Origin of the sequence: Streptomyces sp. NBC_00094 (assembly GCF_026343125.1) — a bacterium.
Lineage (GTDB): Bacteria > Actinomycetota > Actinomycetes > Streptomycetales > Streptomycetaceae > Streptomyces.
Genome location: NZ_JAPEMB010000001.1, coordinates 740,796 through 752,888, shown reverse-complemented (window position 1 = coordinate 752,888; position 12,093 = coordinate 740,796). Strand labels below are relative to the sequence as shown.

Sequence of the window (12,093 nt, the reverse complement as noted above, 5' to 3'; positions counted from 1 at the left end):
GCGTCAACCGGAGAGCCAGGAGCGGATCTTGGCGGTCAGCTCGTCCTCGTCGACCGGCTTGGCCACGTAGTCGTCGGCGCCCGCCGTCAGGGCGTGCGCGCGGTCGTCGGGCATGGCCTTCGCGGTGACCACGATGACCGGGAGGTTCGCGCGGCCCGGCAGCTCCCTGATGGCCTTGATCGTGGTGTAGCCGTCCATGCCGGCCATCATGACGTCCATCAGGACGAGACGGATCTCGTCGTGCGCGGCCAGCATGTCGAGGCCGGCACGGCCGCCGTCGGCCGTGAGCACGCGCAGGCCGTGACCTTCGAGGACCTCGGTGAGGGCGAAGACGTTACGGGCGTCGTCGTCGACGACGAGTACCGCCTCCCCTTCGGGCCGTTCCGGCATGTCACTCCGGGCCCGGCGGTCGGAGGAGGAGGTGGAGGTGGAGCCAGGGGATCGCGGGGCGACGACGTCGGAGGTCACAGCCGCTTCCGTTCCCGGCGCCGACCGCTCCGAGGGCAGGTAGAAGGTGAAGGTGCTGCCGCGGCCGGGGGCGCTCTCCGCCGTGATCGTGCCGCCGAGGAGATCGGCCACCTCGCGGCTGATCGACAGCCCCAGGCCCGTGCCGCCGTAGCGGCGGGCAGCGGTGCTGTCGCCCTGCTGGAAGGCCTCGAAGGTGTGCTCCAGCTGCTCGGTGGGGATGCCGATGCCGGTGTCCACGACCCGGAAGGCGAGGACGTGCCGAATCTCGCGTAGGGCGGACGGGACCTCGTTGGGGGTCGCGTACTCGACGGTGAGCGCCACACGGCCTTCTTCGGTGAACTTCAGCGCGTTGGAGAGGAGGTTCCGCAGGACCTGGCGGATGCGGGCCTCGTCGCTGTTCAGCTCGGCGGGCACGTCGTCGGCCACGGTGACGGCGAACTCCAGCCGTCGCTCGTCGGCCACCGGCCCGAAGGTCGCGACCAGGTACTCCACGAGCTGGTGAAGGGCGAACGGCTCGTGCGTGACGTCCATCTTGCCGGCCTCGACCTTCGACAGGTCGAGGATGTCGTTGATCAGCCGGAGCAGGTCGGAACCGGCGGAGTGGATCACCTCGGCGTACTCGACCTGTTTCCCCGTCAGATTGCCCTCGGTGTTCTGGGCGAGCAACCGGGCGAGGATCAGCAGGCTGTTGAGCGGTGTGCGCAGCTCGTGGCTCATGTTGGCGAGGAACTCGGACTTGTACATGGAGGTGCGCGACAGCTGCCGGGCACGCTCCTCCAGCTCCTGACGGGCCTGCTCGATGACGAGGTTCTTCGACTCGATGTCCTTGTTCCGTACGGCCAGGAGGGCCGCCTTCTCCTTCAACTCGGCGTTCGACAGCTGAAGGTCCTGCTGGCGGCTCTGCAACTCCTTCGACCGGGAACGCAGTTCGTCGGCCAGTCTGCGGGACTGGCCCAGGAGTTCGTCGGTGCGGAGATTGGCGAGCAGCGAGCTGAGCACCGCTCCCGCGCTGTCCACGAACCGGTCCAGGAACTCCCGTCGCAGACTGGTGAACGGGTGCAGTGAGGCGAACTCGACCGTGCCGAGCACCTGTTCCTCGACGACGATCGGCAGCACGATCAGCGTGGTCGGCTCGGCGGAACCCGCCCCGGAGGCGACCGTGGCGTAACCGGCGGGCAGGTGCTCGACGAGGAGCGTCCGCCGGTCGCGGGCGGCCTGCCCGACGAGGCCCTGCCCGAGGAAGAAGCGACGCGGTGCGGCGTCGGGGCCGCCGGGGGAGCCGTAGGAGGCGGTCATGACAAGCTCGGTGCCGTCCTCGCCGTCCTCGGCGAGGAAGAAGGCGCCGTACTGGGCGGCGACGAGCGGGGGCACCTCGGCCGTGATCAGTTCGGCGAGCTCGGGCAGGCTCCGGGTGCCCTGGAGGAGGCCGGTGATCCGGGCGAGGTTGGTCTGGAGCCAGTCCTGCTCCTCGTTGGCCCGGGTCGTGGCACGGAGCGATTCGACCATCGCGTTGATGTTGTCGCGGAGTTCCCCGACCTCGCCGGGTGCGTGCGCGGTGATCGAACGGGTCAGGTCGCCCTCGGCGACGGCACTGGTGACCTCGGCGATGGCACGGACCTGGCGGGTCAGGTTCCCGGCGAGTTCGTTGACGCTCTCGGTGAGCCGCTTCCATGTGCCGGACACGCCCTCGACCTCGGCCTGTCCGCCGAGTTTGCCCTCCGTACCCACCTCTCGGGCTACCCGGGTGACCTCGGCGGCGAAGGACGACAACTGGTCGACCATCGTGTTGATCGTGGTCTTGAGTTCGAGGATCTCGCCGCGGGCGGAGACGTCGATCCGGCTGGTCAGGTCGCCCTGGGCGACGGCCGTGGTGACCTGGGCGATGTTGCGCACCTGGTTGGTGAGGTTGTCCGCCATGGAGTTGACGTTGTCCGTGAGGTCCTTCCAGGTGCCGGACACCCCCCGGACGGTGGCCTGTCCGCCGAGTTTGCCCTCCGTACCCACCTCGCGGGCCACACGGGTGACCTCCTCGGCGAAGGAGGACAACCGGTCGACCATCGTGTTGATGGTCTCCTTCAGCTCCAGGATCTCGCCGCGGGCGTCCACCTGGATCTTCCGGGTGAGGTCGCCGCGGGCGACGGCCGTCGCCACCTGGGCGATGGACCGCACCTGGGACGTGAGGTTGTCGGCCATGGTGTTGACGCCGGAGGTCAGCTCCCGCCACACCCCGCGTGCCCCGGGCTCGCGGATCCGGCCGCCCAGCAGGCCCTGCCCGCCGACCTCGCCGGCCACGCGGGTGACCTCGGACGTGACGAGCGAGAGCCGGCCGACCATGTCGTTGTAGACGCCGGCGATCTCTCCCAGGATGTCGCCGCCGGCCTCGGGGAGCCGGACGCTGAGGTCCCCGTCCCGTACGGCCGTCAGCCCGGCGAGCAACTGACGGAGCCCGTTGTCGCCGAGCCCGGAATGAGGGCCGTTCTCACCGGGCTCCGCAGGCGGTGGCTTCGCGTCGGGGGGCGGCGGTCTGCGCTCTGCCATGAAGGACCTCGCACAGGGCGATCGTGGTGCGGGCCCGAGTGCGGGGTGCACGGCGGAGGCCCCATGCCACCCCTCCACTGTAGGACGATCACGGCTGCCGGACCCCGGGCGGCACTTCCACCGCGAACCACACGGCCTTCCCGCGTCCGCGCGGGACCGATCCCCAGGCGGCGGAGAGCCGTCCCATGAGATACAGCCCGTGACCGGAGGACCGTTCCGCGTGATGCGGTCCACGAGGGCGGGGCCGTCTCGGGTTCGTGTCGCTGACCTGCACCCACAGCCGCCCGTCGGTGCGGTCGAGGCGCAGCTCGTACGGGGCGCCACCGTGCGCGAACGCGTTGGTGACGAGCTCCGACACCAACAGCAGCGCGTCCTCGGCGGCGATCCGCCCGGGTCCGCCCGCCGCCCCGAACCAGTCGGTCAGCGCCTGCTGCGTGACGTCACGGCATTTCCGCGCCACGCCTGCGCCCTCCGTGAGCTCGTAGCGGCGAGTGCGGTCGGTGGCACACCCGGGCCGCACGTTCCGGCTGGTCATATACGGCCGCTGCCCCGGTGAGCGGCGGCGAACCCTGTGAGGGGGCGACGAATCCGCGAGGGAGAGAGGGAGGGGAGAGGGGAGAGGGATAGGGGAGAGGGAGGAGAGAGAGGTACGGCAGCGGGGACGCGCCCTGTCGCGCGAGCGCGCCTATGACGCCGGCGGCGGGGCGTGGAGCGCGGTGCCGGGATCGGCGTACACCCGGAACAGCCTCCGAGCCCCGGTGATCTCGAACATCCGGTCCACGGGCGGGTGTAGGCCCGAGAGCTCCACACGTCCTCCCTCGGCCAGCACCCGCAACCGCGCTCGCAGGAGGACGTTCAGGCCGGTCGAATCGCAGAACCGCAGTCCGGAGCAGTCGACGACGACACGCTCCGCGCCGACGTTCTCTTCGAGTGCGTCCCGCAGGGGAGCCGCCGTCTCATGGTCGAGTACGCCGTCCAGCATCAGGACGACGATGCCGGGACGCTCGCCGGGCCGGGTCTCCACGCGGAGACGGGGGCCTCCGGCGTCCATGGCACTCACCCGCCCGTCCGCGTCCGACCAGGGGATGCGGAGGTGTCGGAGCTGCTGGAGGTCCCGGTGGTGCGGGAAGTGGGGGAGGTGCTGGAGGTTCCGGAAGTGTCAGACGTGCGGACGGTTCCGTCCCCGTCTCCGTCTCCGTCTCCGTCTTCGGCAGCGGTCGGTGAGGCACGCCCGAACCGCGCGGCACCACGGCGCAGGCGGCGCGCGGCATGCCCGACTTCCTCGGGGATCCTGGTCGCCACTTCGTCCATCGACTCCCTGCCCGGCTTTCGGGGCGGGGCTGGGGTCTCTTCGCGGCGCTCGGCCATGTCATGACGCCTGCCCCGGATCCCGAGGGATATTCCCCGGTCCTGACCGGCCGCCGCTTCTCGCGACAGACCGTCCGATCGCTGCGAAGGTGAAGGGAGAACGGAACGTGCGAGGAAGGCGAGCCCATGCAGGACGAGGCTTCGGGGGAGGGAGAGAAGGAGGCGTCCCCGCGCGAGAGGTTCCGGGTGGAGGTCCGCCCCGTGCCCCAGGAGGAAACCGCCGTCCTGGTGCTGGTCGGCGAACTCGATCGTGACACGGTGGATCCGCTGCGGGAGGCGCTGGCGGAGCGCCTTGGAGCGGGCAGGATCGTCGTCGACTGCTCCGCCTTGGGGTTCTGCGACTCCTCCGGGCTGAACACCCTGCTGAGGGCGCGTCTGCGGATGCGGGAGGCAGGCGGACGGCTGGAGCTCGCGGGAATCCGCCGGCCGGTGGCCCGGATGTTCGAGATCACGGGGGCCCGGGCGGTCTTCCGGGTGTACGAGACCTTGGACGAGGCGCTCTCCGAGCACGGGCGCGAAGGTGGCGGGATCCATGGCCGAGAGGGCTGACGGCCGTCAGGAGCAGGTGCGAAGGCTCGTGCTGCACGGGACCCGGGGCGTGGTGTCGCGGTGCAGGGACTTCACCGCCGCGGCGCTGGCGGACTGGGGGTGGATCCCCGCGGAGAGCGACGAGGCCGGGGAGCGGGTGGAGGACGTCCTGCTCCTCGTGTCGGAGGTCGTCACCAACGCGTGTCTGCACGCGGGAGGCCCCGAGGAGCTCGTGCTGCGGCACGAGGGCGACCGGCTGCGGGTGGAGGTGGCCGACTCGAGCCCCGAGCACCCGCGTGTACTGGCCCGCTCGCCCGCGCTGCCAGGCGGGCACGGTCTGATGGTGCTGGAGCGGCTGGCCGGCGCCTGGGGCAGTGAGGCGAAGGGGCCGGGGGCGGTGGGCAAGGTGGTGTGGGTGGAGGTCAGTCGCCCGTCCCGCCCGCCGTGGCGCCGTCCTGGAGCAGGCCCTGCCTGAGCTCGCCGAGGACACGGCTGAGCAGGCGTGAGACGTGCATCTGGGAGAGGCCGAGCCGCAGGCCGATCTCGGCCTGGGTGAGTTCCTCGCCGAAGCGGAGTTCGAGGAGGCGCCGGTCGCGGGCGTCGAGCCGGGTGATGAGCGGCCGCAGCGCCATGAGGGACTCGATCAGTTCGTAGGAGGGCTCCGAGGCCGCGAGCTGCCGTTCGCTCGCTCCGGGGGTCGCGTCCTCGTCGCTCGCGGGGATGTCCAGGGAGTGGGCGGAGTAGGCGTGGGCGGCGAGCTGGCCCTCGGCGACGGCCTCCTGCGTGAGGTGGAGGTGGGTGGCGATCTCGGCCCGGGTGGGACGGTGACCGAGGCGCTGCTCCAGTGCGTCGGTGGCCTTCGCCAGGTCGATCCGCAGTTCCTGGAGGCGTCGTGGAACGCGTACGGCCCAGCTGGTGTCGCGGAAGAAGCGCTTCATCTCGCCGGTGATCGTGGGCAGGGCGAAGGAGGAGAAGTCGACGCCCCGGTCGGGGTCGAAGCGGTTGATGGCCTTGATGAGGCCGATCGTCCCGATCTGGACGATGTCCTCCATCGGCTCGGCGCGGTTCCTGAACCGGCGGGCGGCGAACCTGACGAGGCTGAGGTTGAGCTCCACCAGGGTGTTGCGGACGTACGCGTACTCCGGGGTGCCCTCGTCCAGCTCCCGCAGCCGCGTGAAGAGCCCGACGGAGAGGGCGCGGGCGTCGTCCGTGGAGGCGGCGGTGGGGTTGACCGGCTCGGGCAGTCGGCCCAGCGCCGCCCGGCGCGTCGAGGCCTCCGCACCCCGGGCGGCCGCCGCGGGCAGGCGGGGGGTGGCGGAGCGCGTGGTGACGGAGCGGGCTCTGACGGTCGACATGAGAGCTCCTTCGACGGTGGCGGTGGGCCTGCCGCCGCGGTCGCGAGGGGAGCGGCGGCGGTCCGTCGGTCGAGCGTCCTGAAGGAGAGATGCCCGCTATGGCATGGTTTGACACGGTTCCGCAGTCGCCCGGCAGGGCCGACATCGGTGTGGGCGCGGCCGAGGCCCGCGGCAGGGTCCCGGTGCCCGGGGCGAGCAGGCCCGGTCTCGGCCCGGCTCAGGGCATGGGACCGGGCGGGGCGGACGGCATGGCCTGAGGCCCGGCAGGCGGCACGGACCGGGTGGCGACGGTTCGTCGGTAGGCCACGTGTCCGCGAGCGCGCCGCTCACGGCAAGCGCCGTCAGCCCGGTGAAGGACCACGGCGCGCGTGGTGCTCTCGCCACGTCACCCCCCGCCTCACGCGCTCGCCGGGGCGCATACCGGCTGATACCCCGGGCAGGAGCCGATCAGAGGTTCACGTCGCGGCCCGAGACTTCGGGCAACGGAACGTGAGCCGGTGGGCTCGGCGGGTGAGCCGTACGACCAGAGCCACCGGAACCCGGCACGGAGCAGGAGTCATAGAAGACACCAGGAGTCATAGAAGACACAGGGAGGGCACCCCCGAGGTCCGCCGCATCGGCGGGCGGCTGCGAGACGAGGCGAGTCATGGCCGAGAAGAAGGTCATCACGGTGATCGGGGCGACCGGCCGGCAGGGCGGCGGCCTTGTCCGAGCCGTCCTGGCCGATCAGGAGGAAGAGTTCACGGTACGGGCCGTCACCCGCCACCCCGACGGGGATCCCGCTCAGGAACTGAGGCGCCTCGGCGTCACGGACATCGTCGCCGCGGACATGGACGATCCACCGAGCCTCGGCCCTGCCTTCGCGCACGCGTACGGGGCCTATCTGGTCACTCCCTTCTGGGAACACATGTCCGCCGAACGGGAGAAGACCCAGGCGCTGGCCCTCGCCCAGGCCGCTTCGCATGCCGGGGTCCAGCACGCGATCTGGTCCACGCTGGAGGACACGCGCGCGTGCATCCCGCTGGACGACGAGCGGATGCCGACGCTCCAGGAGCGCTACAAGGTGCCGCACTTCGACGGCAAGGCGGAGGCCGACCGGTACTTCGTCGACGCGGGCGTCCCCACGACTTTCCTGCGCACCACCTTCTACTGGGAGAACCTGTTGAGCGACTTCGCTCCACGGCGCGGCGAGGACGGCGCCTTCCTGCTGACCTACCCGATGGGTGACCACAAGCTCTCCGGCATCGCCGTCGCCGACATCGGCAGGACCGCGCTGGCCCTCTTCCGCCGTGGCACCGACGTCATCGCCGCCACGGTCAGCATCGCCGGGGAACACCTCAAGATCGCCGACATGGCCGCGTCGATCGGGGCCGCGCTCGACGAGCCGGTCCGGTACGAGCCGATGACCCCGGACGAGTTCCGCGCCCAGGGATTTCCCGGCGCGGACGAGGCGGGCAACATGTTCCAGTACTACGCGGACTGCGAGGAGCGCTTCGTCGCGGCCCGCGACCTCGCCGCCGTCCGCGACCTCGACCCGGACCTTCAGTCCTTCGCCACGTGGATCGCCGCGCACCGCGACCGGCTGCGCATCGCCTTTTCATGATCTTCATGCAGCCCGAGGGCGGAGGTCCGGCCCGGGGCCCCGGCGCCGGTTCCGGCGCAGGCCCGGGCGTGGGCCGCGGCGGCTCCGGATCGACCGGGAAGGGACGCGGGGGAGGCGCGGGGCGCGGCTCCGAAGGATCCCGGGGGATCGGACGGGTGGGCGGCCCGGTCGTCGAGCTCCTCATGCCGCACCGCCTCCTTCGCCTCTCACACTGACCGGCTACCCTGCGCCGCGATCGGTACGCGCGGGGAGCCCGCTAGCCGTCGGAGCCGTCGCCCCTCAGCCGCCGGCGCGCGGTACGTTTCGTGGCGCTGTCGAAGGGCTGCTCGGCCGGCGCTACAGGGCGGCGTCCGCGCGCGTCTCGTGTCCGTGCGGGCTCGCGCCCCGTTGCGGCCTCCGCTGCTCGGCGCCGCCCGCGGGGACGCGTACCGTCGCGACGACGAGCAGGGAGGCCGCCGCCCCCAGTGCCGCCGCCACGACCAGCACCGCGTTCAGGCCGGACGCGAACGCCTCACGTACCAGGTGGGCCATCTCGGCGCGGTCGCCTTCCGGCCAGCCGGCGACGATCGACCGGGCTTGTCCGCCGCTCAGAGCGACGGCCGTCCCGTGCGGGTCCGGGACACTGCCGTCGGCCTTCAGCACACTTTCGATCCGCGACTGGAAGATCACGCCGAACACGGCGATCCCCAAGGCGAAGCCCAACTGGCGGAAGGTGTTGACCGCACCACCCGCCATGCCTCCGCGCTCCGGCGGCACCGTGGCCAGGGCCGCCGCCGACAGGCTCGGCGTCACGAGCCCGACCCCCAGGCCGGAGACGACGAGCCCCGCCACAAGACTGCCGCCCGAAGACCCGGCGTCGAGGGTGGCCTGCATTCCGGAACCCAGGGCGATGAGCGCGAGACCTCCCCCGATGGACGCCCGGGGCGACCAGGGGCCGAAGCGGCCCGCGAGCGCCGAGACGACGAACGCGGAGGCGCACATGGGCAGGATGTACAGACCCGCTTCGACGGGCTCGTACCCCAGGACGGACTGCATCCACAGCGACTCGAACAGCAGATAGGCGAACGCGGCGCCTTGCAGGAACAGGGCGCTGATCATGATGCCGGTGAACGACGGCCTGCGGAACAGCGACAGGTCGAGGATGGGGTGCTCGTGCCTCGTCTCGACCACGACGAAGAGGGTGAGGGCGACGGCCGCCGCCGCGAACAGGGCGAGCGTGAAGGACGCCGTCCAGCCGTCGGAGTGGGCTCGGATCAGCCCGAACGTGAGGGCCCCGCTCGCCACCGTGAAGGTGACCATGCCGAGCACGTCCGTACGCTGCCGGCCCTCGCCCTTGACCTCTCGCACCGAACGCAGCGTCATCACGACGGCGACCAGGCAGACCGGCAGGTTGACGAAGAAGATCCATCGCCAGTCCAGGTACTGGGTGAGGAGTCCGCCGACCATCGGCCCGGCCGCGGCGGCGACCGAGTTGGTGGCGCCCCACACCGCGAAGGCCACCCCCCGGTCCCGGCCGCTGTAGTGCATGCCGAGCAGGGCGATCGTCGTACCGAACATCCCGGCGGCGCCCATGCCCTGTACGGCCCTGGCGCCGATCAGCACACCCGCGTTCGGGGCGACCGCGCACGCCACCGAAGCGGCGGTGAAGACGATCAGCCCGACCAGGTACACCTTCTTGCGGCCGATCCGGTCTGCGCGGGAACCGACGCCGAGCAACAGCGACGCCAGTGCCAGCGCGTAGATGTCGACCACCCACTGGAGATCGGCGAGCGTCGTGCCGAGGTCCGCCGCCATGGCGGGCAGCGCCACGGTCACGATGGTGACGTCCACCAGCAGCATGAAGGTGCCGAGGCAGATCGCGATCAAGGGCCACCATTTACGCATCCGAACCCCTTCGCCGCCCGCTGCACCGAAGAGGTGCCCCCGGCGGCCTCCATGATTCATGGAGGAGAGGCGTTCCCGGCCAGGACCCGCGCGCCACGCCCGTGCGTGGACCACAAGGAGGTATGCCTAGGTCCGCCTGGAGGATCAGCGGTGGCAGGCCGGAAAACGCGCTCATAGCTTCGGCACATGACCAAACGACAGCTTGCCCTCGTGGCCTGCGCCGTGGCTCTCTCGGTCTCGGGTCTGGGCGCAGCCGCCCCGCCGGCCGACAGCCCGACGGCGCACCTGGTGAGGCCCGGCGCATCGATCCAGAAGGCCGTGGACGCCGCGAAGCCGGGGGACACCATCATCCTGCTTCCCGGCACCTACCGTGAGAGCGTCCGCATCACGACGTCGGGCCTGACGCTGCGCGGCTCGGGCCACCCCTCCACCGTCATCGTGCCCGGCGACTCCGCTGCCGACGACGCGTGCGCCAAGGCCGGTCACGGCATCTGCGTGACCGGGACGGACAGCCGCCCCGTCGAGGGCGTCACCGTGCGCTCGCTCACGCTCAGGGGCTTCACCGGCAACGGCCTGTGGGCGTCCAGGACCGACCGGCTCACGGTCCACAAGGTGCTCGCCGACAAGAACGGGAAGTGGGGCATCGCCCAGGAGAGATCCGTACGTGGCGTGTTCAGCCACAACATCGCCCGGAACAACGGGGACGCCGGACTGTTCCTGGCCAACACCACCGACACGGAGCACGGCGCCACGGATGCCGGGGGGACGGTGCTCACGCACAACACCCTGTCCGGCAACCGGATCGGCATCACGGTGAGGCGCCTGCGGAACGTGACAGTCGAGCACAACGAGGCGACCGGGAACTGCGCCGCGGTGTTCGTGGTGGGCGACGAGTCCACCCCGCGCGCCGGGGCGATGACCCTGCGCCGGAACGACATCCACGCGAACAACAAGTACTGCCCGAAGACCCCCCGTCTGCCCTTCCTGCAAGGCACGGGAATCGTCCTCACCGGCGCCGAGGAGACGGTGGTGGAGAAGAACAGGGTCGTCGACAACGTGGGCACCTCGCCGCTCTCGGGCGGCATCGTGCTGTTCAAGAGCTTCGTGGGCGTTCCGAACGAGCAGAACGCGATCCGCGACAACGTGGTGATGAGCAACAGCCCCGCCGATCTGGCCAACCGGGACACCGGTCAGGGAAACACCTTCACCCGCAACACCTGCACGCTCTCGGAACCGGCCGGAATGTGCTGACTCACCGGGTTCCCCGTCACCACTCACGGCACGACAGCAAGGACAAGGCAGATGACAACGGTTGATCCGGCTCCCGCCCCGCCCATGCGGCTGAGGGAACTCGTGTTCGGGGCGGCGTGCGCCGCCGCCGTCCGTGCGGCCGCCCGCCTGGGCGTGGCCGACGCCCTGGGCGACACGCCCATGACCGTGGAGGACCTCGCGGCGGCGGTGAAGACCCAGCCGCTGACACTGCGCAGGCTCCTGCGCGCACTGTCCTGCCAGGGGGTCTTCACCGAGCACGCCGACGGCACCTTCGCCCACACGGAGATGTCCCGGCTCCTGCGCGAGGACGATCCGCACAGCCTGCGGTACATCGCGCTGTGGTGCACCGAGCCGTGGACGTGGGACGTCTGGCCGAAGCTCGACGAGGCGGTGCGCTCCGGACGGAACGTCTTCGAGGACGTGTACGACCGGGAGTTCTTCGCGTACCTCAACGAGGACGCGCCCGAGTCCGCCTACGTCTTCAACCGAGCCATGACGACGTCGAGCAAGCAGTCGGCGCAGGACGTGGCGGACCTTCTCGACCTCGGGGACGTGTCCTGCGTCGCCGACATCGGAGGCGGACAGGGGCACGTCCTGGCGAGTCTGCTGGAGAAGCACCCCTCCCTGAAGGGCGCGCTGCTCGACCTGCCGGGAGTGGTGGAGAACGCCGACCCGCGCCTGCGGGACGGCGGCGCGCTGAGCCCCCGGGTCCGTGTCGTGGCCGGTGACTGCCGCGAGGACATCCCGATCCAGGCTGATGTGTACATCATCAAGAACATCCTGGAATGGGACGACGACAGCACCCGCCGGGCGCTCGCCAACGTCCGCAAGGCAGCGCGCCCCGGCGCCCGGGTCGTCGTGATCGAGAACCTCGTGGACGACACGCCTTCGATGAGGTTCACGACGGCCATGGACCTGCTGCTGCTCCTCAATGTCGGCGGTGCGAAGCACACCCGGCAGAGCATGGTCGACCGGCTGACGGACGCGGGGCTCGTCATCGGCGAGATCCGCCCGGTCAACGCGTACCTCCACGCCTTCGAGTGCACCGTCCCCGTCTGACGGGGCCGAAGGAGGGAA

At 71.0% G+C, this 12,093-nt stretch carries 11 protein-coding genes; 6 read left to right on the top strand and 5 right to left on the bottom strand.

Annotated features, from left to right (window positions below):
• Positions 1 to 3: 3 nt before the first annotated feature.
• From OG580_RS03250 to OG580_RS03240, 3 genes are all read right to left on the bottom strand, one after another.
• A complete protein-coding gene (locus OG580_RS03250; RefSeq protein ID WP_267042122.1) occupies positions 4 to 3,006 on the bottom strand; it encodes a HAMP domain-containing protein in 3,003 nt (1,000 codons plus the stop codon).
• A gap of 88 nt (positions 3,007 to 3,094) precedes the next feature.
• Positions 3,095 to 3,541 (bottom strand): ATP-binding protein, encoded by a 447-nt coding sequence (locus tag OG580_RS03245; RefSeq protein WP_267042121.1) that lies wholly within the window; start codon positions 3,539 to 3,541, stop codon positions 3,095 to 3,097.
• A 150-nt stretch (positions 3,542 to 3,691) separates the two neighbouring features.
• Positions 3,692 to 4,057 carry an STAS domain-containing protein gene (locus OG580_RS03240; protein WP_267042120.1) on the bottom strand — a complete coding sequence of 122 codons (366 nt, stop codon included), beginning with the start codon at positions 4,055 to 4,057 and terminating at the stop codon, positions 3,692 to 3,694.
• Positions 4,058 to 4,500: 443 nt separating this feature from the next.
• Here OG580_RS03240 and OG580_RS03235 point away from each other — a divergent pair, with 443 nt between their 5' ends.
• Complete coding sequence (locus OG580_RS03235) at positions 4,501 to 4,923, top strand: STAS domain-containing protein (protein ID WP_267042119.1); 423 nt, start codon at positions 4,501 to 4,503, stop codon at positions 4,921 to 4,923.
• Complete coding sequence (locus OG580_RS03230; RefSeq protein ID WP_267042118.1) at positions 4,907 to 5,377, top strand: ATP-binding protein; 471 nt, start codon at positions 4,907 to 4,909, stop codon at positions 5,375 to 5,377. The genes OG580_RS03235 and OG580_RS03230 overlap by 17 nt, the downstream gene beginning before the upstream one ends.
• On the opposite strand, the gene OG580_RS03225 is transcribed toward OG580_RS03230, so the two are convergent.
• Positions 5,325 to 6,257 (bottom strand): SigB/SigF/SigG family RNA polymerase sigma factor, encoded by a 933-nt coding sequence (locus OG580_RS03225; protein ID WP_267042117.1) that lies wholly within the window; start codon positions 6,255 to 6,257, stop codon positions 5,325 to 5,327. The two genes, OG580_RS03230 and OG580_RS03225, sit on opposite strands and share 53 nt — an antisense overlap.
• Positions 6,258 to 6,355: 98 nt before the next feature.
• Here OG580_RS03225 and OG580_RS03220 point away from each other — a divergent pair, with 98 nt between their 5' ends.
• Positions 6,356 to 6,514, top strand: a complete 159-nt coding sequence (locus OG580_RS03220; RefSeq protein WP_267042116.1) for a hypothetical protein — start codon at positions 6,356 to 6,358, stop codon at positions 6,512 to 6,514.
• A 389-nt stretch (positions 6,515 to 6,903) separates the two neighbouring features.
• Entirely contained in the window at positions 6,904 to 7,860 is a 957-nt protein-coding gene (locus OG580_RS03215; RefSeq protein ID WP_267042115.1) for an NmrA/HSCARG family protein, read from the top strand.
• A 336-nt stretch (positions 7,861 to 8,196) separates the two neighbouring features.
• On the opposite strand, the gene OG580_RS03210 is transcribed toward OG580_RS03215, so the two are convergent.
• Positions 8,197 to 9,726, bottom strand: a complete 1,530-nt coding sequence (locus OG580_RS03210) for an MFS transporter (protein WP_267042114.1) — start codon at positions 9,724 to 9,726, stop codon at positions 8,197 to 8,199.
• A gap of 204 nt (positions 9,727 to 9,930) precedes the next feature.
• Here OG580_RS03210 and OG580_RS03205 point away from each other — a divergent pair, with 204 nt between their 5' ends.
• Positions 9,931 to 10,995, top strand: coding sequence for a nitrous oxide reductase family maturation protein NosD (locus tag OG580_RS03205; protein WP_267042113.1), 1,065 nt, complete (start codon positions 9,931 to 9,933; stop codon positions 10,993 to 10,995).
• A 51-nt stretch (positions 10,996 to 11,046) separates the two neighbouring features.
• Complete coding sequence (locus tag OG580_RS03200) at positions 11,047 to 12,075, top strand: methyltransferase (protein WP_267042112.1); 1,029 nt, start codon at positions 11,047 to 11,049, stop codon at positions 12,073 to 12,075.
• The last annotated feature ends 18 nt before the right edge of the window (positions 12,076 to 12,093 follow it).

Bases quoted from the DNA above. Each gene is read 5' to 3' on its own strand.
- OG580_RS03250 (WP_267042122.1), bottom strand. From the start codon at position 3,006: ATGGCAGAGCGCAGACCGCCGCCCCCCGACGCGAAGCCACCGCCTGCG.
- OG580_RS03245 (WP_267042121.1), bottom strand. From the start codon at position 3,541: ATGACCAGCCGGAACGTGCGGCCCGGGTGTGCCACCGACCGCACTCGC.
- OG580_RS03240 (WP_267042120.1), bottom strand. From the start codon at position 4,057: ATGGACGCCGGAGGCCCCCGTCTCCGCGTGGAGACCCGGCCCGGCGAG.
- OG580_RS03235 (WP_267042119.1), top strand. From the start codon at position 4,501: ATGCAGGACGAGGCTTCGGGGGAGGGAGAGAAGGAGGCGTCCCCGCGC.
- OG580_RS03230 (WP_267042118.1), top strand. From the start codon at position 4,907: ATGGCCGAGAGGGCTGACGGCCGTCAGGAGCAGGTGCGAAGGCTCGTG.
- OG580_RS03225 (WP_267042117.1), bottom strand. From the start codon at position 6,257: ATGTCGACCGTCAGAGCCCGCTCCGTCACCACGCGCTCCGCCACCCCC.
- OG580_RS03220 (WP_267042116.1), top strand. From the start codon at position 6,356: ATGGCATGGTTTGACACGGTTCCGCAGTCGCCCGGCAGGGCCGACATC.
- OG580_RS03215 (WP_267042115.1), top strand. From the start codon at position 6,904: ATGGCCGAGAAGAAGGTCATCACGGTGATCGGGGCGACCGGCCGGCAG.
- OG580_RS03205 (WP_267042113.1), top strand. From the start codon at position 9,931: ATGACCAAACGACAGCTTGCCCTCGTGGCCTGCGCCGTGGCTCTCTCG.
- OG580_RS03200 (WP_267042112.1), top strand. From the start codon at position 11,047: ATGACAACGGTTGATCCGGCTCCCGCCCCGCCCATGCGGCTGAGGGAA.